The sequence below is a fragment of the Natronomonas salinimetallica genome (assembly GCF_013839515.1).
Lineage (GTDB): Archaea > Halobacteriota > Halobacteria > Halobacteriales > Haloarculaceae > Natronomonas.
Map to the genome: position 1 here is coordinate 38,903 of NZ_JACDNQ010000001.1, position 20,500 is coordinate 59,402.

General features: G+C 66.7%; 20 protein-coding genes. 13 read left to right on the forward strand and 7 right to left on the reverse strand.

Annotated elements, in window-relative coordinates; all coding sequences use genetic code 11:
* Positions 1-57 precede the first annotated feature (57 nt).
* From HZR14_RS00180 to HZR14_RS00200, 5 genes are all read left to right on the forward strand, one after another.
* Positions 58-1,389, forward strand: coding sequence for a D-aminoacyl-tRNA deacylase (locus HZR14_RS00180; RefSeq protein ID WP_181690847.1), 1,332 nt, complete (start codon positions 58-60; stop codon positions 1,387-1,389).
* Between the two features lie 135 nt (positions 1,390-1,524).
* The gene (gene ftsZ / locus HZR14_RS00185; RefSeq protein ID WP_181690848.1) at positions 1,525-2,673 is read left to right on the forward strand and encodes a cell division protein FtsZ; all 1,149 of its coding nucleotides are present in this window, start codon (positions 1,525-1,527) and stop codon (positions 2,671-2,673) included.
* A 139-nt stretch (positions 2,674-2,812) separates the two neighbouring features.
* Positions 2,813-2,986, forward strand: coding sequence for a protein translocase SEC61 complex subunit gamma (locus tag HZR14_RS00190; RefSeq protein ID WP_181690849.1), 174 nt, complete (start codon positions 2,813-2,815; stop codon positions 2,984-2,986).
* The gene (locus tag HZR14_RS00195) at positions 2,986-3,426 is read left to right on the forward strand and encodes a transcription elongation factor Spt5 (protein ID WP_181690850.1); all 441 of its coding nucleotides are present in this window, start codon (positions 2,986-2,988) and stop codon (positions 3,424-3,426) included. Before HZR14_RS00190 ends, HZR14_RS00195 begins: the two co-directional genes overlap by 1 nt.
* 161 nt (positions 3,427-3,587) lie before the next feature.
* Positions 3,588-4,343 carry a PHP domain-containing protein gene (locus HZR14_RS00200; RefSeq protein WP_181690851.1) on the forward strand — a complete coding sequence of 252 codons (756 nt, stop codon included), beginning with the start codon at positions 3,588-3,590 and terminating at the stop codon, positions 4,341-4,343.
* Here HZR14_RS00200 and HZR14_RS00205 read toward each other — a convergent pair.
* Together HZR14_RS00205 and HZR14_RS00210 are read right to left on the reverse strand one after the other, a co-directional pair.
* Positions 4,340-4,828 carry a metal-dependent hydrolase gene (locus HZR14_RS00205; RefSeq protein WP_181690852.1) on the reverse strand — a complete coding sequence of 163 codons (489 nt, stop codon included), beginning with the start codon at positions 4,826-4,828 and terminating at the stop codon, positions 4,340-4,342. The genes HZR14_RS00200 and HZR14_RS00205 overlap by 4 nt on opposite strands.
* A gap of 260 nt (positions 4,829-5,088) precedes the next feature.
* A complete protein-coding gene (locus tag HZR14_RS00210) occupies positions 5,089-5,592 on the reverse strand; it encodes a CinA family protein (protein WP_181690853.1) in 504 nt (167 codons plus the stop codon).
* 89 nt (positions 5,593-5,681) lie between these two features.
* On the opposite strand from HZR14_RS00210, the gene hisB reads away from it, so the two are divergent.
* Positions 5,682-6,269, forward strand: coding sequence for an imidazoleglycerol-phosphate dehydratase HisB (hisB, locus tag HZR14_RS00215; protein ID WP_181690854.1), 588 nt, complete (start codon positions 5,682-5,684; stop codon positions 6,267-6,269).
* 19 nt (positions 6,270-6,288) lie between these two features.
* On the opposite strand, the gene HZR14_RS00220 is transcribed toward hisB, so the two are convergent.
* Entirely contained in the window at positions 6,289-8,235 is a 1,947-nt protein-coding gene (locus HZR14_RS00220) for a heme-binding protein (protein ID WP_181690855.1), read from the reverse strand.
* Between the two features lie 494 nt (positions 8,236-8,729).
* Here HZR14_RS00220 and HZR14_RS00225 point away from each other — a divergent pair, with 494 nt between their 5' ends.
* Both HZR14_RS00225 and HZR14_RS00230 read left to right on the forward strand, forming a co-directional pair.
* Positions 8,730-9,011, forward strand: a complete 282-nt coding sequence (locus tag HZR14_RS00225; RefSeq protein ID WP_181690856.1) for a DUF8028 family protein — start codon at positions 8,730-8,732, stop codon at positions 9,009-9,011.
* Between the two features lie 2 nt (positions 9,012-9,013).
* A complete protein-coding gene (locus HZR14_RS00230; protein WP_181690857.1) occupies positions 9,014-9,262 on the forward strand; it encodes a DUF7123 family protein in 249 nt (82 codons plus the stop codon).
* A 249-nt stretch (positions 9,263-9,511) separates the two neighbouring features.
* Here HZR14_RS00230 and HZR14_RS00235 read toward each other — a convergent pair whose 3' ends face one another.
* The 3 genes from HZR14_RS00235 to pyrH form a co-directional block, all read right to left on the reverse strand.
* Entirely contained in the window at positions 9,512-11,320 is a 1,809-nt protein-coding gene (locus HZR14_RS00235) for a site-2 protease family protein (protein WP_181690858.1), read from the reverse strand.
* Between the two features lie 121 nt (positions 11,321-11,441).
* Positions 11,442-13,082: a lysine--tRNA ligase gene (lysS, locus tag HZR14_RS00240; RefSeq protein WP_181690859.1), complete on the reverse strand. Its 1,641-nt coding sequence runs from the start codon at positions 13,080-13,082 to the stop codon at positions 11,442-11,444.
* Complete coding sequence (pyrH, locus tag HZR14_RS00245) at positions 13,075-13,758, reverse strand: UMP kinase (protein WP_181690860.1); 684 nt, start codon at positions 13,756-13,758, stop codon at positions 13,075-13,077. Before pyrH ends, lysS begins: the two co-directional genes overlap by 8 nt.
* An 83-nt stretch (positions 13,759-13,841) precedes the next feature.
* On the opposite strand from pyrH, the gene HZR14_RS00250 reads away from it, so the two are divergent.
* From HZR14_RS00250 to HZR14_RS00260, 3 genes are all read left to right on the forward strand, one after another.
* Positions 13,842-14,627, forward strand: a complete 786-nt coding sequence (locus HZR14_RS00250; RefSeq protein WP_181690861.1) for a molybdopterin synthase — start codon at positions 13,842-13,844, stop codon at positions 14,625-14,627.
* A gap of 465 nt (positions 14,628-15,092) precedes the next feature.
* On the forward strand, positions 15,093-15,332 hold the full coding sequence (locus HZR14_RS00255) for a DUF7123 family protein (RefSeq protein ID WP_181690862.1): 240 nt from the start codon (positions 15,093-15,095) through the stop codon (positions 15,330-15,332).
* 475 nt (positions 15,333-15,807) lie between these two features.
* On the forward strand, positions 15,808-16,980 hold the full coding sequence (locus HZR14_RS00260; RefSeq protein WP_181690863.1) for a site-2 protease family protein: 1,173 nt from the start codon (positions 15,808-15,810) through the stop codon (positions 16,978-16,980).
* Between the two features lie 60 nt (positions 16,981-17,040).
* On the opposite strand, the gene thiL is transcribed toward HZR14_RS00260, so the two are convergent.
* Complete coding sequence (gene thiL, locus HZR14_RS00265; RefSeq protein WP_181690864.1) at positions 17,041-17,913, reverse strand: thiamine-phosphate kinase; 873 nt, start codon at positions 17,911-17,913, stop codon at positions 17,041-17,043.
* Positions 17,914-18,082: 169 nt separating this feature from the next.
* On the opposite strand from thiL, the gene HZR14_RS00270 reads away from it, so the two are divergent.
* On the forward strand, positions 18,083-18,538 hold the full coding sequence (locus tag HZR14_RS00270; protein ID WP_181690865.1) for a 30S ribosomal protein S19e: 456 nt from the start codon (positions 18,083-18,085) through the stop codon (positions 18,536-18,538).
* Between the two features lie 113 nt (positions 18,539-18,651).
* Positions 18,652-20,469, forward strand: coding sequence for a flippase activity-associated protein Agl23 (locus HZR14_RS00275; RefSeq protein ID WP_181690866.1), 1,818 nt, complete (start codon positions 18,652-18,654; stop codon positions 20,467-20,469).
* The last annotated feature ends 31 nt before the right edge of the window (positions 20,470-20,500 follow it).

Below are 20,500 nucleotides of genomic sequence, written 5' to 3' on the forward strand. Positions count from 1 at the left end.
TCGCGCGGCGCACGGATCGATCACACGGCATTTGTCCGTCGCCTCCCGAGCGGTGGTATGCTCGCAGTCGTCGTTTCGCGCGCTGACGAGGCCTCCGAACACATCGGTGAACACCTCCTGGAGGTCGGTGAGTGGGACGAACACGAGGATCCGACCAGATCGGACGGAAACGGCGGCGGTCGCTACTACCGCACGGAGGGGGCCGAACTCCGGACCTTCGAGGACCTCCATTTGCATCTCGACGGCGTGGCAGCCGCGTTCGGGGAGCCGGACCTGCTGCTTTTCGCCTCCAGACACGCCGGCGAGACGGGGCCGCTGCTCACAGCACACGCCACCGGGAACTTCGGTCCGGCCGAATACGGCGGCAGAGCGGGGTCGCTCGCCCGCGCCGCGCCGAACGCGCTCGCCGTGGTCCGCGAGCGCCTCGGGGCACACGCTCCGGCGGGGTACGACGTGGGCATCGAGTGCACCCACCACGGGCCGAGCACCGTCGGCTGCCCGTCGCTCTTCGTCGAGGTCGGCAGCGACGAGGCTCAATGGCGCGATCCCGACGCCGCCCGGGCCGTCGCGCGATCGATCCTCGATCTCAGGGGCGTGTCGGCCCACCGCGAACGAACGGTCGTCGGCTTCGGATGCGGCCACTACGCGCCGCGGTTCGACCGGATCCTGACCGATACCGACTGGGGCGTCGGCCACATCGCCGCCGACTGGGCGATCGACGCGATGGGCGACCCGGAGGACGCGCGGGCAGTCATCGCGAAGGCCTTCCAGATGAGTGGGACCGAGTTCGCCGTCTTCGACGGCGCGTCTCCCGGGATCGAGTCCGTCCTCGAGCGGTTGGGCTTCGAGGTCCTCTCCGAGACCTTCCTCCGAGAGACGACCGGCGTCCCGCTCGCTCTCGTCGAACGCCTCGAGGACGCGCTCGTCCCGGTCGAGTCGGGACTCCGGTTCGGGACCGCGGCCGAAAGCGCCGACGGGTTCCTCACGAGGGCGCTTCCGGAGGCGTTGCTCGAGGAGGCGAACGGGATCGATCGGGAGGCGGTGATCGAGGCACTCGACCGCTCGACGATCGCGTACGAAACGACCGAAGGGGCCACCCTCGCCTCGGGGTCGGTCGCGCTTCCCGAGGGAAACGACGACGAACGGTACCGTGCCGTGATCGGGGCGATCGCCGCTATCCTGCGCTCGAAATACGACACCGTCGAGGTCCGGGAGTCGTCGGTGTTCGCGGCGCGTTCGGCGTTCGATCCCGATCTCGCCGCGTCGCTCGGCGTCGAACCGGGCCCGGCGTTCGGACGCCTGTCGGCGGGCGAGTCGGTCGAGGTCGAGGGCGACCGCATCGATCCGGCCGACGTTCGGAGCGCGCGCGAGCGGCAGTTTTCGTTCTGAGCCGTATTTCATATCGCGGTATATCATTTATGGCGGGCGACCCCGTGGTGGTCCGCCGAAATCCGGCCGTCGGATCTGACGCGCGTCGGACGTCAGGGAAAGATACTTCATGCGCGTACGCTACATCGGCGAACAATGGATTCGATTATCGAAGACGCCATCGACGAGGCCGAGGAGGACGGGGACCGGCCGACCGAGGCGTCCGGCTCGGACACCACCCCAGACGCGACAGGGTCCGGGGCGATGACCGACGAGGAACTCGCAAGCGTCGTCAAGGACCTCGAGACGAAGATCACGGTCGTCGGCTGTGGCGGTGCCGGCGGCAACACCGTCACCCGGATGTCGGAGGCCGGCATCCACGGCGCGAAACTGGTCGCCGCGAACACCGACGCCCAACACCTCGCGACCGAGGTCGACGCCGACGAGAAGATCCTCATCGGCCGTCAACGGACCGGCGGCCGCGGCGCGGGATCGGTTCCGAAGATCGGCGAGGAGGCCGCCCAGGAGAACTTAGAGGACATCAACAACACCATCGACGACTCCGATATGGTATTTATCACCGCCGGCCTCGGCGGCGGGACGGGCACCGGCTCCGCGCCGGTCGTCGCCCAGGCCGCCCAGGATCAGGGTGCGCTCACCATCGCCATCGTGACGATCCCGTTCACCGCGGAGGGTGAACGACGGCGGGCCAACGCCGATGCCGGGCTGGAGCGTCTCCGCGCCGTCGCCGATACGGTCATCGTCATTCCCAACGACCGCCTGCTCGATTACGCTCCCAACATGCCGCTGCAGGACGCCTTCAAGATCTGCGACCGCGTGCTCATGCGGTCCGTAAAGGGGATGACCGAACTCATCACGAAACCCGGGCTGGTCAACGTCGACTTCGCCGACGTGAAGACGATCATGGAGAACGGCGGCGTCGCGATGATCGGGCTCGGTGAGTCGGACTCGGAAAACAAAGCCCAGGATTCGATCCGATCGGCGCTTCGGTCGCCGCTTCTCGACGTCGAATTCGACGGCGCACAGAGCGCGCTCGTCAACGTCGTCGGCGGTCCGGACATGTCGATCGACGAGGCCGAGGGCGTCGTCGAGGAGATCTACGACCGCATCGATCCCGACGCCCGGATCATCTGGGGTGCCTCCGTCGACTCGGAGTTCGACGGCAAGATGGAGACGATGATCGTCGTTACGGGCGTCGAAAGCCCGCAGATATACGGCAAGAGCGAGGCCGAAAAGGAACGCGCGGCGACCGCCGGGGGCGACGATATCGACTTCGTCGAATAGCCTCCCGCATCGGGCGATATCGGCCACCGGACAACGCCCACGACTGTTCCTCTCGCCGCCCGTTCGTGCCGTCCCGGCGTGCGTCCGCGCTGCCGCCCGGATCAACAACTAAAAAACCCCGGAGACGGAATGGTGCGATATGAACACCCCCACCGACCTCACGTCGTACGTCCGCGTTCTGAAGCTCGCGAGCACGCCGACGTGGGACGAGTTCTCGAAGGTCTCGGCCGTCTCGGGGCTGGGCATCCTGCTCGTCGGCCTCATCGGGTTCGCCATCTTCGCGATCATGACGTTCATCCCAGGTGGTCCGTAATGTCGATCTACGCGGTCAAGACCACGGCCAGCCAGGAGCGAACCGTCGCCGACATGCTCATCACGCGCGAGGAACCCGAGATCCACGCCGCGCTCGCCCCGGATTCGCTCACGAGTTACGTGATGGTCGAGGCCGACGGTACGGCGGCGATCAATCGGGCCCTCGAGGACATCCCGCACGCCCGAAGCCTGGTTTCCGAACGGCCCTCGCCGTTCAGCGAGATCGAACACTTCCTCAGCCCGAAACCCGACGTCGAGGGGATCGCCGAGGGCGACATCGTCGAGTTGATCGCCGGGCCGTTCAAAGGCGAGAAGGCCCAGGTCCAGCGGATCGACGAGGGTAAAGACCAGGTCACAGTCGAACTATACGAAGCAACGGTCCCGATCCCGGTCACGGTCCGGGGCGATCAGATCCGCGTGCTCGACTCCGAAGAGCGCTGATCGCGCGGCCGAGCGACCCCGAAGAGCGCTGATCGCGCGGCCGAGCGACCCCGAAGAGCGCTCATTGCGCGGCCGAGCGACCCGACGCCCTGCCGCTGTTGTTTCCGTCCGTCCCCGAAGAAATCGGAACCGATAACGCCCCGGCAGTCCGTACCTCGATCATGAGTCGGTTTCGCCTCGACGCACACGTGAAGATCCTCGATGAGCGGGTAGTCGAGCGCGCGAAGGCGCGCGGGCTCGACGGGCTCGTCTACGCGCCGCATTTCACCCGCCTCCCCGAGGTCCGTGCGCGCGCCGAGCAGTTCTCCGACGACGACCTCCTTGTCGTTCCGGGGCGGGAGGTGTTTACGGGCAACTGGCGGAACCGAAAACACGTCCTCGCGGTCGGCCTCTCGGAGCCGGTACCGGATTTCATCACGCTCGAAGGGGCGATGGCGGAGTTCGACCGCCAGGGCGCGGCGGTCCTTGCGCCACATCCGGAGTTTGCGACCGTCAGCCTCGAATCCCACGACCTCCGGGCCCACCGTGACCGAATCCACGGCATCGAGGTGTACAATCCGAAGTACGTTCGGACCCACGTCGACCGATCACGCGAACTGGCGAGGGAGTTCGAGTTGCCCGCCTTCGGCACCTCGTATGCCCACCTCCCGCGGACGGTCGGGGAAGTCTGGACCGAGTTCGACCGCCCCCTCCGAACTGTCGAGGACGTCGTCGCCGCGCTCAAAGACGGCGTCCCACGGTCGGTATATCACCGCCGCGGCGTCGAACACCGTCTCCGATGCGTTTCGGAGTTCGCCCATCTCTTCTACGAAAACAGCTGGGGAAAACTCGATCGGCTCTTCTTGTCGGGAACGGAACCGACGCACCCGGATCACATCGCCTACGACGGGCGCTTCGACGCCGTGAGCGTCTACTAGATCGGGAGTTGGGCGACGAGTTCCCCCACGTCGACGTACGCCGGGAGGACGTGGACGAGCACGGCCGCGACGGCGAGTTCGACCGCGGTGACGAAGAGGGTGACGGCGTTCGCAAACCGGCTCGACGTCGTCACGCCGGCGGGGAAGCCGTACTCCTGTGCCGAGAGCGGATAGAACAGCGCGATCCCCCGACGGCTGCCGAGGTAATCGAGGACGTAGTGGGTGAGCACTCCGACCCACACGTAGCTGAGGTTCCCGAAGACGAACGGAAACGCGGCAAAGAGTCCGAGAACCGGGAGGTTGTGCAGGGTCTTGCGATGTTTGCCGAAGGCGGTATCGACGTCGGGAAAGAGCGCGCCGAGCGTCACCGGGACCGTCACGGCGACGACGGTTCGAAGCGTCTCGGCCGTCCCCGAGGGTTCGAGGACGACCCCGAGTCCGATCCCCAAGAGCGCGGCGTTGAGCACGTGGCCTTCTTTGTTCATATCGGTCGGACGGCCGCCCAAGCAAAAGGTGTTCGCTCGGCCCGCCGTCGGTGTCTCGCCGCCGTGGTGTCGGATGCCGCTATAGTAATACTGGTGGACGAAATCAAATAAAACCGACTCACGAGTGATCCGCCGTTCGCTCCGTCGAACGGCGTGATCCTCGTGAGTCGTGTGTACATTCTTTTGTCCGTCAGTATAACAATTGAAGCGATTTACACACCGATCACACTACTGTCGTGCGATCGGGTGTGCATTGATTTTCAATGGCTACTATAGGCCGACTCGACGGCGTCCCGGAGATCCTCCAGCGCCCGGTGTGCGATCTTCCGTTTGATCTCGGTTCGGTCCCCTCCGAAGACGTACCGCCCGACCCGACACCACGACTCGCCGCTTCCCCACTCGCCGGCGTGTGCGATGGCGATGTACACGGTGCCGACCGGTTTCTCGTCGCTGCCGCCGGCCGGCCCGGCGATCCCCGTCGTCGCGACGCCCCACCGCACGCCCGCGCTGTCGCGGACCCCGCGAGCCATCGCCCTCGCGACCGGTTCGCTGACGGCCCCTTCCGAATCGAGCAGTTCGCGCGGGACGCCTAGGTCCAGTTTGGCGTCGTAGCTGTAGGTGACGACGGACCGATCGAAGTAGTCGCTCGACCCTGGGACGTCGGTGAGCAGCGAGCCGATGAGTCCGCCCGTACAGGACTCGGCCGCCGCGACGAACGCCTCACGTTCGCGGAGCGACTCGCCGACGGATTCCTCGATTGCCATGCCGGACGGAGGGACGCCGGGGACTTGAAACCGACCTCCGTCCCGCGTCGAGGCCAACAACTGATATACGAGCGCGAAAAGAGGGAAGTATGACAGACCGGACGGCGGCCCGGACGCGAGAGACGGCCGAAACGGACATCGAGGTGACGATCGACGTCGACGGCGACGGCGAGAGCACGGTCGAGACGGGCGTTGGGTTCTTTGATCACATGCTCGACGCGTTTGCGAAACACGGCCTCTTCGATCTCACCGTGCGCTGTGACGGCGACCTCGAGATCGACGACCACCACACCGTCGAGGACGTCGCGATCACGCTCGGGAACGCCCTCGCGGAGGCGCTGGGCGACAAACGCGGCATCACCAGATACGCCGACCGGCGGGTTCCGCTCGACGAAGCCGTCGCCGGCGTCGTCATCGACGTCTCGGGACGCCCTCGGTTTTATTTCGACGGCGAGTTCTCACAGCCGACCGTCGGGGCCTTCACGAGCGACATGGCCAGACACTTCGCCGAGTCGCTGGCGTTGAACGCGGGACTGACGCTGCACGCCGAGGTCGACGGCGAAAACGCCCACCACGAGATCGAGGCGCTGTTCAAATCGCTCGCCCGGGCGCTGGACGATGCGACCCGGATCGACGAGCGCCGCAGCGATCCCCCGAGCACGAAAGGCACGCTTTGACGCCCCGTACCGCCGGAGATCAGGCCAAAAAGACGTGTCGCGGCTGATCGGCCAGGACGTCACGGCCCCACTGGACGGTCTCACGGAACGCATCCGATCGGAAGAACGCCATCGCGTCCTCGCGACGCTCCCACTGGCTGGAGATGAACATATCGTTTTCGTCCCCCAGATTGGTCATGAGGTCGGTCTCGAGGTGGCCGTCCATCTCCGCGAGCATGTCGGTGACGTCACCGAAGGTCTCGACGAACGCCTCGCGGTAGTCGGGCTTGACAGTGTAAAACATTCCCATGGTACCGAAGCCGCTCTCCTCGTCCGCGCCGGCCCGCCCGACGATCCCCGGCAGTTCCGTGAGGAATCCGCTCGCGGTGTCTGCGGCCTCTTTCGTCTCCCAGATCGAGACGACCGCGGCGCGGCCGCCACCGTGTTCGTTCGCGTAGACGGCGGATTTGACGTGGGTGTCGTAGTGCTCGAACCGTCCGGCCAGCGAGTCGAGTTCGACGCGAAGCGTCTCCGGGTCGGCCTCGGAGTACAGTACCATCGCGTAGACGTCCTCGCCGTGTGGCTGGCCCGCGTAGACGTCGTTGTCGTCGAGTTCTTCGCGGATGTCGTCGTTCGCGTCGGTGCTTTGGGCGTCCGCCCGTCGGCCGTTCGCATCGGCGTCCGTCCCTGTCTCGGCGTCGGTCTCTGCATCGGCGTCCGTCCCTGTCTCGGCGTCCGCCCCCCCAGCCCCGATCGGTGCGCCGATACCGGACTCGACGCCCTCGAGATCCGAGAGGAAGCCCGAGGCAGTGTTGGCCGCGCGCTCGTTCTCCCACAGCGAGACGACCGCGGTGTCGCCGGCGTTGGCTCGGACCGCAGTCAGTGCGTGGGTATCGTAGTGATCGAAGTTCCCACGGAGCCCCTCGACGTCCTCGGCGAGTTTCCCGGCGTCGGTCTCCGCGGCAAAGAGGAGGCCGTACCCCGCGTCGGCGTGCTCGTCGATGTCGACGCCGACACGGGAGAGCCGTTCCGCGAACGTCTCGGCGTCGACCACCTCGTGTTCGGGGCTGGTGTCGGGCCGACCCGAGGAACCGCTGTCGTTTTCGTTCTCGGCGCTCGGGTGGCCGTCGCCACTCTCGGTGTCGCCGCCGGCGGGGTCGCTGTCGGGGGTCGGGTTCGCGTCGGACCTCTCCGCCCCACCGCTCGGCACCGTCTCGCCGGCCAGGAGTGCCGGGAGATCCTCGGGGGGGAATCGTCGGCCCATATAGAAGGGGCCGAACTCCGCGAACCGCGAGGAGGAGGGATCGAACCGCATCTCATAGAGGAGGTGTTTGATCTCGGTCGGATCGTCGGCGAACAGCGTCACGCCCCACTCGTAGTCGTCGAAGCCGACGCTGCCGGTGATGATCTGGCTCACCTTGCCGGCGTACTCGCGGCCGATCTCGCCGTGGGTGGCCATGTACTCGGCGCGCTCCTCGAAGGGGAGGTCATACCAGTTGTACTCGGGATCACGGCGTTTGTCCATCGGGTAGAAACAGACGTGTTCGGCGTCCGGAATCGTCGGATAGATTCGCTGTTGCATGTAGTTTCGCATCCCGGCGTCCTCGATGTCCTCGATCCCCTCGACGAGTTCTTCGTGCATGTAGCCAGAAACCTCCGTTACGGAGACGTAGGAACTCGCCCGCTCGGTAAACGCGGCGAAGGCCGTCGACTCGAAGCGGCGTTCGGCCCGATCGAGCGCCCCGAGCGTCGGCCGCAGATGCAGGATCAACAGATCGGCCTTGTGGCCGACGACCGAGAAGACCGCCGATCCACCTTCCTCGGCGTCCTCGAGGTCGATGTGGGATCGGAGATGCTCGATTCCTTCTTCCGTGGCCCGGTCGCGCTCCCGTTCGGTGGCGTCGCGCCATCCGTCCCAGTCGATCCGGCGGAGGTCGTGTAACGCGTACCATCCTTCCTCGGTACCCGGCGGCTTTCGTTGCTCCATACTCGGGGTTCGTCCGCGCGGGTAATGTGGGTTTTGCGTCGTGATACGGCCGGCTGTGTTCCCCCACGCGATCCGCGTCCGCGGGTGCGTGACGCGCCGGGAACGCGCCGCCGGCGGTACGGAATCCACGGCAGGGCGGACGTCGATCGGTAGCGCCCTCCGATGGGGTGTCCACGCTTCGGCACCCGACACCGACGGCCGTCCCCGTGGGCGGGCCGGCGCGCCCCGCCCCCTGACCGGCCGGGGTCCCGCCGTGATCCGCCCCGCTTCGGTCGCGAACGCGGCCGAACCGCCGATTTATAATACATCATACCATCTATGAAATAATTACTCGACAGCCGATATAAAAGGTTAGAGAGCGTCTAAAACCGTCGTTAAATGAACCATCCCCTGCTCCAAATGCCGCGAAACGGGCGAACGATCCCGAATCGACGCGAAGGCTCTCCGGTTTATATAGGGGTGGGAACACGTAGAAACAGGCGAGGAGATTACTAATGTCGAGCGCCACCCCGTCCCGCCGAACCCCCTCCGCGAGAGACGACGGAAGTACCGCCGCCACCACCACCGCCACCACTACCGCCACCGCTGCCTGGACCGATCGCCTCGCCGGCGGCGTTCGCGCGGCAGCCTTCTGGACGTCGACGGTCCTACCGGTCCTCGTCGTCGCCGCGCTCGTGATCGGCACGGCCGGACAGTACCCGGTGGCTCTGGCCGGTGTGTTGGTTTTGAACGTCGTCTGTGCCCTGGTCGGGCACGGCCACTCCCCGAGCGGATGACTGTGGCCGGATCGAATACGGCCTCGGCGTACCGCTCTTATGGGGCCAAGCGGCTCGCCGAGTATCTCCGGCTCGAACTGGAACGGGCCGACGGCGAGTTGTACGTCAACGGTGAGCGGCTCGCCGACGACTTCGGCCGCTCGCCGGCCGAGATCGAACGGCTGCTTCGGGAGCTCTCCGGGTCGGCCCCGGGGCTTCGGATCTCGCTCGAGTCCGACTCCCCGCGGCCGGTCTGGTGTGTGTCACGGTAAGCCCGAACGATTAGGCGGGAAGCCCGAACGATTAGGCGGGAAGCCCGAACGATTAGTCGTGGATGCAAGTCGCGTCGTAGAAGCAGGAAGCTCCGCCCTCAAGGAAGCCGCCTCTGCGGCTGATACTGGTGGACGAAATCAAATGAAACCGACTCACGAGTGATTCGCCGTTCGCTCCGTCGAACGGCGTGATCCTCGTGCGTCGTGTGTACATTCTTTTGTTCGTCAGTATGAGTAGGGCGGGGTAGTTCACGCGAGGAGCCACGGGACGAACAACAGCCCGAGCAGGCTCAGGATCATCACCGCGCTTATCATCGTCGTCACTGCGCCCACAGCGACGGAACTGGCCTCACCCGGAAGGCGAGCGGCCGTCGCCTCGACGCAGGCGTTGAGGATGTGCCCGCCGTCGAGCGGATACGACGGGATGCAGTTGAAGATCCCGAGGTTGATATTGACCCAGCCGGTCCAAAACAGGAGGTTCAAGGCTCCGAAGACGGCACCGGCACCGAGCGGCCCCGACACCGCATAGAAGTTGGTCACTGCGCCGTTGAACCCGGCGAAATTGTAGCCGACGTTCGGGTCGACGGTGCTCATGAAAGGCAACACGAGCGCGCCGACGGTCCGCGTCACGAACGACGTTACGGGATCTTCACCCAGCCCGGTCCCGCCGAGCATGGCGTGATAGCGATCGGCCGGATACGTGTCGATGCCGAAATCGTCGACCGTGAGGCCGCTCGTCCCCGCCTGAATCCCGCCGACGCCGAGGAAGCCGTACTCCCCCTCCGGGTGTTCGTCGAGCGTAGCCGCGTAGACGTGTCGCTCGCCGTTCCAGGGGCCGTTCTCGCCGTGGTACGTGACGACCTCCACCGTCTGGCCGGGCTCCGTCTCGGCCAGGACCGCCGACAGCGCCTCGTGATCGGGCGTCCGTTTGCCGTCGACGCTGTGGATGATGAGCGGCTCGTCGGGCGCACCTGCCGTCCCGAGCGGCTGGTCCGCCGGGACCGTGCTGGCGAAGGTGCCGACGGGGATCCGGACGCTCCGATCGCCGCCCGAGCCGTCGACCCCCGATCCGTCGGGTTTCGACCGGTTGAGACCCAATTCGACGACGTCGGCCCCCGCGAGCGCCGCCTCGAACTCGGACTCGGTGTGGACGGCCTCGCCGTCGACGCGTTCGATCCTGGCCCCCGTCTCGACCGGCCCGTCGACGACCGCACGGGTGACGATGAGGCTCCGGTCGACCGTGACCGGATCGCCGTCCCGTCGCTCGACGGTGACTCGCCTGTCGGCGTCGTCGAGGGCGGCGCTGAACGCCGCCTCCCCGTCGACCGATTCGCCATCGACGCCGACCAATACGTCACCGCGGTCGATCCCGGCGTCCTCGGCCGCCGATCCCGGAAGCACGCCACCGATGGCGACACCGGGGACGACGGTGACGAGGCTCGCGACGATCCCGAAAAGCAATACGAACGAGACCACGGTCACGAAGAAGTTGTTCGTCACGCCGGCGGCGAACATCCGAGCCTTACCGCCGCGGTCTGCCGATTCTTGGCTCCCTTCGTCCGGCTGGACGAACGCACCCATCGGAATGAACGCGAGCAATGCGATGCCCATCGACTCGATCTCGATGTCCTCGACACGACACAGCAGGCCGTGGCCGCCCTCGTGGACGACGAGCCCGACGATCAGACCGGCGACGATATCGACGGCGGCCGCCCACGGCAGAAACTGATTGACGCCGGGAATGACGAGGGCGTCCTGCGGGCGGACGAAGCCGGCGGCCTGCGGCTGGGAGACCGTACTGATCGCCGACAGGAGCACCGTAACGAACGCCCCGACCATGATCACGAGCGCGATCCCGACCCCGAGGTTGCCCCACGCACGCCAAAAGCGCCTCGGCGACGCGAGCCACTCGAGGAGTGCGCGTCCCCGTTTCGTGTGAATCGTCAGGATCGGCCCCGAGACGTTGAACGACGACGGCAACAGCCCGCGGGCTTCGAGCGCCATCGCGGCGGCCGTATAAATAAGGATCCCGATCAGGATCCAAGACAGCGTGCTCATTGGATAGTGGTAGGGCCTCGGATACTGAAAAGTCGTTCCGTCGGGGCGGGGTGTTCCGACGTCCACGGGCGGCCGGCGTCGGCCGTTTTATCAGCGGACAAGGCGAATACCCCGAAGTGATTCACGCCTCCCGGCGGAGCCGCCGGACGACGAAGGCGTCGTCCATGGCGGCGAGGAACGGGCCGAGGCGCGGCCCTTCCGGCTCGTCGAGGAAGAGCCGATATCCCGCCGCAAAGAACTCTCCAACGGGCACGTCGTTGTTCCGGGCGGTCTCGTAGATCTTCTCTTGGAGGGCTTTCTCGTCCGGGGACTCGGCCTCGACGACGGCGGCGAGGTCCTCGAGTGCGGTCTCGACGCCGTCGTCGAAGTCGGTCTCGGGGAGCGTCTCGGCGAGGCGGTAGTTGAACTCGTTGTCCGTTCGGACCGCCCACGCGCGCGCCTTTTCGACGCGCTCGAGGGCGGCGTCGATCTCGTCCTCGCCCGCGTCTTCGGGGAGATGTCCCGACCGTCTGGCCATCGCGATGCGCAGGTCCCGGTCGTCGGTCATCCCGAGAACGGCGGCGAAGGTGTAGGGGATCCGGATCGGCCGCGTCCCCGTGTCGTCGACGACCATCGGGTAGGCGCGCTCGGCCCGTTCGGCCTCGTCCGCGCCGATCCCCTCCGTCTCGCCCTCGAAGTAGGCCCGCTCGAAGCGATCGAACTCGTCGACGAGTCGGTCGATCCGCCCGACGTCGAAATCGCGCTGTTTCTTCGGGTTCTTCGTGAAGAAATACCGGATCACGTCGACTTCGAGGAGCTCCAGAACCTCCTCGACCGTTATGAGGTTGCCGGCCGACGACGACAGCGCGTCACCGTTGAGCGTAAACCACTCGTACACCATCGGTACCGGCGGCTCGAAGCCGAACACGTCGCGGGCGATCGTCTCGCCGGAGGGCCACGATCCCTCGGCGTGGTCCTTGCCGAACGGCTCGAAGTCGATCCCGAGCGTCAGCCACTGGGCGGGCCACTCGAAGCGCCACGGCAGTTTCCCCTCGCGGAACGTCGCCGTCCCCTCGTGGCCGCAGCCCTCGATGACGCCGTCGCCCGCCTCGACGTCACTGCAGACGTACTCGACGGTCCTCGAGTCGAGATCGACCCCCGTTATGGTCTCCGTGAGGTGTCCACACTCCGAACACTGTGCGAAGAAGGGAACGTACCCGTCATCGACTTTGTTCTGAAACGTCGAGAGGACTTCGCGCGCGGTTTCGCGACCCGCGAGGACACGCTCGACCGCGTCGTCGAACCGCCCGGACTCGTACAGTTCGGTGTTGGAGACGGTCTCGATCGGAACGTCGACGACCGCCGCCGACCGGCCGAGCAGTTCGGTGAAGTGCGCGCCGTAGGAGTCACAACACCCGAACGGGTCGGGGATGTCGGTGTAGGGCTTACCGAGGTTTCGGCCCAGCGCACCGGCATCGACCTCGCCGAGGCCGACGACGTTCCACTCTAGATCCGCGAGCTTGCGGGGGAGCTTCCGGAGTCGATCCCGGTCGTCGGTCGTGAACACCTGCTCGACCTCGTGGCCGCGTTCTCTAAGCGCCTCGGCCACGAAGTAGCCGCGCATGATCTCGTTGAAGTGGCCGAGGTGGGGAACGCCCGATGGCGAGACGCCGCCTTTGATTACGATGGGGTCCTCGGGGTCACGGGCTTCGATCTCGTCGGCGACGGCGTCGGCCCAGAACGCGCGCCGTTCGTCGGTCCCCACGTCGTAGGGGTCACTCATTCGGGAGGACCTCCGTCCCCCGGGCGTCGCCCTCGACCGCGTCGGCGATCCGGGAGGGATCCGACCCGTCCAACACGACGGCACGGAGCCCGGAGCGCTCGATTATCTTCGCGGCGAGTAGGTCGACGGGCGCGTTCGAGCCCGCCGCGGTCTCGATCGAGGAGATGACGTCGACGAGGTCCCCCGCGCTCAACTCGTCGTAGCGCTCGGCGTCCGCCTCCGCGTTCGGATCGGCCGAGAAGACCCCCGGGACGCTCGTCGCGTAGATGAGCACGTCCGCGCCGGCCATTTCGGCCAACAGTGCGGCGACGGCGTCGGTCGTGTGACCGGGGATCGTCCCGCCCATCACGGCGACCTCCCCGCGCCGCAGCGAGGCGCGGGCGGCCTCGTGGGACTCGGCTGGTTCCGGCGTGGCGGAGCTTTCGAGGGCGGTGATCAACAGCCGGGCGTTCAGCCGCGTCACGTCGATCCCGAGGGCGTCGAGGTCGTACTCGGTCGCGCCGAGCACTCTGGCCGTTCCGATGTAACGGCGGGCGACGCCGCCGCCGCCAACGACGGCGGCGACCTCGTGGCCATCGTCGACCAGCCCGTCGATCACGTTCGCGTGGGCGTCGACGCGGTCGGCCTCGAGATTGGGGGCGAGAACGCTCCCGCCGATAGAAACGATAACTCTCATTGGGATATGGTTGCCCTGTTTTACTCTTAAGGGTTGTCAAGCCCTCCGACACCTACAAGCGCTCCCGGACGAAGGACTCCCGTATGTACACGGTCTCTGTGCTCGGATCGGACGCCGAACCCACCGTCTCGCGCCTCGTGGAGGCGGCCGAGGGACGCGTCGGAACCGTCCGTTTAGAAACCGCCGCCGATGGCGGGCGAACTCGCGCGCGCGAGGCGACGGGGTACGTCGTCGACGACAGCTGGCACGCGAGCGGCGAGGGACTCTCCGTCAGGGACGCGATCGACCGGCTCGCACCGGACCACGAGTACGCGTTCGTCCTCGGTGCGCCCGAGGCACGGCTCCCGGTCGTCGTGGCCGGCGAAACGGACGCGGCGGTCGGTGACCCGATCGTATCCGTCGATGGCGTCGGCGACCTCGATGCGGACGCCGCCCTCGGGGCAATCGACGGGACGGACCCCTACGAGACGCTCGAATCGCTGGTCGCGGCGGTGAAACGGTCCGACAAGGCGACGTACTCCGGCGCGATTGCTACGTTCACCGGCCGCGTCCGCGCGAAGGAGGACGAAGCCGACGAGCGGACGCGGTATCTGGAGTTCGAAAAGTACGACGGGGTCGCCGAACGACGGATGGACGAAATCGAGTCGGAACTCGAAGCGCGCGACGGGATCCTGGACGTGCGGATGCACCACCGGACCGGACGCATCCCCGACGGCGAGGACATCGTTTTCGTCGTCGTCCTCGCCGGCCACCGCGGGGAGGCGTTCCGGACGGTCGAAGACGGCATCGACCGGCTGAAAGCGGAGGTCCCGTTATTCAAAAAGGAAGTGACCGACGAGGAGACCTTCTGGGTCCACGAGCGGGACTGATCGGGACGCTCCCGTCATACCGGAGCACCGATCGGAACGCACGGACGCGGGTCGGGACGACACCGTGGTTGGCCGGGCCGGAACGCATGGACGCGGGTCGGGACGACACCGTGGTTGGCCGGGCCGGAACGCACGGACGCGGGTCGGGACGACACCGTGGCGGGCGTGGCCTGGGACATCCGGACCCGGACCGGCGCACACTGTGGCGGCATCCAGCGTCCGGGGGACGTTTTTCGCCCCGAAGCCTCCTTTATTCAGGATTTCAACTCCGATATTATGTAGCATAATTCTCCATAGTATTAAAGAAAGAAAAGCCCAAAACAGATTATAAAACGTCTGAGAACTTTTGAGACATTTATAAAACGTCTCTTGTTTACGGATTTGTGTCGAATCGAACCGAAGGCACCCGAAGCTTCTCGCCTTTATATACTTCTCCGGCGGCAAGGGGAGGATGAGGTGTCAGATATGAGCGCCACAACGGAGCCCACGACGGAGAGCAAGGAGACGCGCCTTCGACAGTATCTCAGCCAACGGGCCGAGGATGGCGAAGTGTACATAAAGAGCAAGTTCATTGCCGACGACGTCGAGCTCTCCCCGAAGGAGATCGGCGCGTTGATGGTGAAACTCCGCGATTCCGCCCCCGACCTCGAGATCGAAAAGTGGTCCTACACCTCCGCGACCACGTGGCGCGTCACGCGTGGATGATGACGTCTGCCTCCGACGACCGTGACGTCTGCCTCCGACGACCGTGACGTCTGCCTCCGACGACCGTGACGTCTGCCTCCGACGACCGCCGTCCGGTCCGAGGGTCGCTGTCCGGCACCGGTCTGTCGGTCCCGCCGGACGGGACAACGCCGGACGGGACGCCGTCGGAGCGTCGACGCCGATCCCCCCGACGCCGATCGCGTCGGCCTGACACCGGTCCGCCCGACCGGTCCCCGCGTTCTGTATATCTCGCCCGATAGAGGTCTCATCCCGTCGGACGAAACGGCGGCTACGCCCGGCGGAGAGCCGCCCCAGCCCGACGGCACGGTGGATCCCGAACCGACGTACGCCTCGGTCGGGGGACGGTCCCCGCCGATGTGCGACGACGCGCAAAAATCCGTTATAAAAACCGCCGTACCAGCAGCGCCGGTCGCTGGCGCGGGATTTATTTCCGCGAGACGATTGGACTAGGACGATGGATCACCCCAGCCGGCCGTCGGACCACGCCGGGCCGCCACCGGAGTCGCTTCTCCCGGCGTTCCGGACGAACGACGTCGACGTCAAGGAGGACGGCCGACTCGTCTACTACGGCCAGCCCCGAACCGACGCCCGTCGGCTCGAGCGCGAGCTGTGGCCGCTGTTCCGCGAACACGGCTACGAGGTCCGTCTCGACACGGTCACGGACAGCGAGGCGGATCCGATAACGGGCGTCGAGATCGGCGAGCCCCGCCGCGCGCTCGTCGCCAAACCCCGTCAGGTCGGCGTCGAAGGGATTCCGTGGACGAACGTCGTGATGTTCGCTGCGACGGTGCTCACGACGCTGTACGCCGGGACGATCTGGTACTACCAGCCGGTCGGGGGGCCGCTCGATCTCCTCGCCGGGTGGCCCTTCACCGTCGCGGTACTCGGCGTGCTCGCGGTCCACGAGTTGGGCCACTACGCGCTCTCTCGGTACCACGGCGTCGAGGCGAGCCTCCCGTATTTCATCCCCGTTCCGAGCTTCATCGGGACCTTCGGCGCGCTGATCTCGATGCGGGGTCGGATCCCCGATCGGAAGGCGCTGTTCGACATCGGGGTCTCGGGGCCGCTGGCGGGTCTCGCGGCCGCGGTCTGTGTCGCGGTGGTCGGCTTACATCTCGATCCGGTACAGGTCCCCCAGTACGTCCTCGAAAACGAGGAGTCGATCCAACTCGAACTCGGCTATCCGCCGCTGCTCGAGTTCCTCGCGTGGGCGACCGGCGGACAGCTCACCTACGAGGATCCCGGTCTCGTCGCCAACCCGGTGATCTTCGGCGCGTGGGTCGGCCTCTTCGTGACCTTCCTCAACCTCATCCCTGTGGGCCAACTCGACGGCGGCCACATCGTTCGCTCGATGGTGGGCGAACGGGCCGAAACGATCGGATCGCTCGTTCCCACCGCGCTGTTCGGATTGGCCGCATACCTGGCGGTCTTCGCCGACGTGAGCTACAACGCGCCGGTACTGTGGGCGTTTTGGGGGCTCATTACGCTGTTTTTGGCCTACGTCGGGGCCGTAACGCCCGTCTTCGACGAGCCGTTGGATCCGGGCCGGAAGGCGGTCGGGGTCGTGACGCTCGCGCTCGGCGTCCTCTGTTTCACCCCGGTCCCGATCGAACTCATCGGGCCGTGACCGCCTCGAGTGCCGTGACCGCCTCGAGTGCCGTATCGCCCCCATGCCGGCGGTGCCGGCTCATCCGTGGGTGAACCCCCGATCGGGAAGCGCCGCCCCGTCCATCCGGACCTCCCTCTCGGTGACGGTTCCGATCCGGGTCACTTCAACGGGGCTCGCCTCGATCGCCGCCGCGAGCGCGTCCTCGGGAACGGTACAGACGAGTTCGAAGTCCTCACCGAAATGGACCGCCAGTTCGCGTTCGTCGTCGGCTGATTCGGCCACTTCGGAGGCGGTCTGGGCGACCGGAACGTCCGCATACGAGACCGACGCTCCGCAGTCGCTCGCCTCGGCGAGTTGGTGCAGCGACCGCGACAGCCCGTCGCTCGAATCCATCATCGCACTCGCGTGTGGCGCAAGCGCCCGCCCGGCGGCGACGCGGGGCTCGAACCGGAACAGCCCGTTCGCGCGCTCCGTGGCACCCTCCTCGAACAGACGCAGTGCGGCCCCGCTTCGGCCGAGCGTTCCGGTCACACAGACGGCGTCGCCGGGCGTCGCCCCGGACCGGTAGACGGGGGCCTCACTCCGCCCGAATGCGGTCGTCGAGACGGTGAACTCCCCGTGGCCGTCGAGGTCGCCGCCGACGTACTCCGCACCGGCGGCCGAACACACGTCGAGACAGCCGGAGAGGAACGCCGCGATTTCGTCCTCCTCGAACGACGGTGCCCCGTAGATCGCGAGGGCGGCCGTCGCCTCGGCGCCCATCGCGGCTACGTCCGATAGCGACGCGCCGACCGCCCGCCAACCGGCGGTATAGCGGGTCGTCCCGCCCGGAAAGTCGCTGGTTTCGTGGAGCATATCCGTCGTCACGACGAGCCCGTCGAGCACCGCACAGTCGTCGCCGGCCGCGGGAACGGAATCGCCCACGAGCGCCAGCGCCGCCCGTTCGTCCATACCAGCCGATCGGCGGCGGGGAAAATAGGCCCATCGGTGCGAGCGGCGGATCACGAACGGCGTCGGGTGCGACCACCGGCCGGACAGTACCGACCGCGACCGCCCGGAGGCGGCACTGGGGCGGACGATATCAACAGCGTTAAACGCACCCGACGGGAACCGAGACCCAATGACGACGTTCTACGACGTACCCGCTGAAGACCTCATCGAGGCGGTCGCCGAAACGCTCGAATCCGACCTCGAGGAGCCCGAATGGCTCGAGTTTACGAAGACCGGGACCGGCCGCGAACTGCCGCCCGAACAGGAGGACTTCTGGAGCCGCCGTGCCGCGAGCCTCCTTCGGAAGGTCGCCGTAGACGGCCCCGTCGGTGTCGAGCGACTCCGGGGCGCGTACGGTGACGCCACGAACGGCTCGACGCGCTACCGCGTCCGTCCGAAGCACAAACGCGACGGCTCCGGAAACGTCATCCGAACCGCGCTCCAGCAACTCGAGGACGCGGGCTACGTCGAAACCTCCGAGCGACGCGGCCGCAGCGTCAGCGGCGAGGGACGTGCACTCCTCGACGATACTGCCGAGGAACTCATCGAGGAGCTGGACCGACCCGAACTCGAACGCTACGCCTAGCTCGACCCGAACTCGAACGCTACGCCTGGCTCGACCCGAAGCCGCCGTCCCCCGTCCGTGATGCCCGGTCGATACCACAAGGGTTCTAATCCCGCCACGATAGACTTCGAGGGATGAACGTCCGCGATCGGACCGTCGGGGCGGTGTTCGTTTTCACGGCCGTTTCTGTGCCCCTCCGTCTGGTCGGTCTCGGGAACCGCATCGCGCACTGGGATGAGGGGCGGGTCGCCTACTGGATTATCGAGTACGCCGAGACGGGCGTGTTGTTTTACCGACCGATCGTCCACGGCCCGCTGTTGAAACTCCTCAACGCCCCGCTTTTCGAGCTCCTCGGTGCGACCGATTTCACGATGCGGCTCGTGCCGGCCCTCGTCGGCGGACTGTTACCGCTCGTCGCGCTCGCGTTCCGGCACCGACTCCGTGACGCCGCCGTCGTCGCGCTCGCGGCGCTTTTGACGCTCGATCCGACGCTTCTGTACTACTCGCGGTTCATGCGCAACGACGTCCTGGTTGCGGCTTTCTGTTTCGTTGCCTTCGCCGCTTTCGTCCGGGCGATCGACTTCGACGACGGCCGGTATCTCCCGGTCGCGGCGGTCGCGCTGGCACTGGGATTCGGTGCCAAGGAGAACGCCCTGGCGTACGTCCTCGCCTTCGTCGGCGCGACGGGACTGCTAGCGGGCCACCGGCTCGTGTTCGCGTGGTACGGGGGAGCGGAATCGGCAACGGCGGATGGTGTGGGACCGACGACGGCGCTCGGGTCGTCGGTCTCGGAGCTGAAGGGGCTGATGTGGTGGGGCTACGCCGGGGTCCGCCGTCACCTCCGAGCGGTCATCGGGAGCGTCGTCGCGTTCTTTGCGGCCATCACGTACGTCTACGCGCCCCGTGGATCGGTCCCCGATTCGGGGACGTACTACAGTTCCTGTCGGGGATACGATCCGATCATCGGGATCGAGGCGGCACCGACGCTCGGGGACGCGATCGCGAACCCGCTCACGGTCTTCCGACTCGGCTGGTTCACCGTGGGCTCGACCGCGGAACTGTACGCCTGTCAGTGGATCACCCCCCGAGCCGACGAGCCGAACCCCTACCTCGAGTACCTCGGGGAACTGGCGTCGATAACCGGGGAGGCCTCGGCCGCGCTGGTCGGCCTCGCCGTGGTGGGGTTCGCGGTGACACTGTATCGTCCCGGACTGCCCGACGACCTCGTCTCCTTCGGATTCTACTGGGGCGCCGCCTCGATGGTCGGCTACCCGCTCATCACGGACATCGGCGGCGCGGCCTGGCTCGTCGTCCACGTCGTCCTCCCGCTTTCGGTGCCGGCGGCGTTCGGGGCGGGCGTCCTCTATGGGGTCGGCCGGGACGCCCAAATCGACGGCGACACGGTGAGTGCGGCCGTCTCCGTCGGGCTCGCTGCCCTGCTCGTCGCTTCCGTCCTCTGGAGCGGATACGCGACGAACGTCGCCGGGCCGAGCGACGACGACAACCCGCTCGTGCAGTACGCCCAGCCATCGAGCGAACTCAGGTCGACGCTCGTTGAGACGCGGGCGCTCGCGGATCGATCCGGCGGGACCGACGTGGTCCTCGCCGGCGGGAACCTCTCGAATCCCAGTTCGGGCGGGGAGCTCGACCGACGGCCGAACTGCGCCGACTGGTTCGACATCCTCCCGCTGCCGTGGTACTTCGAGGCCGGCGGGATCGACGTCGAGTGTGCCCCGACCGCACCGGCCATCGAGGATGCCATCGCGGACGAACCACCGATCGTCGTCGTCACGGAGACGGAGGCGGACCTCGTCGACGGCCGAATCGACGAGAGCTACGATCGGCGGGTCCACCGTATGCGGACGACGGACACGCCGTACGTCTACTACGTCGACGACTCGCGGATGACACGTCCAGACGAGGGGACGTACACACCGACCCGGCGAAAATAGCAACCTTATCAACCGCCGCGACACGACCGGA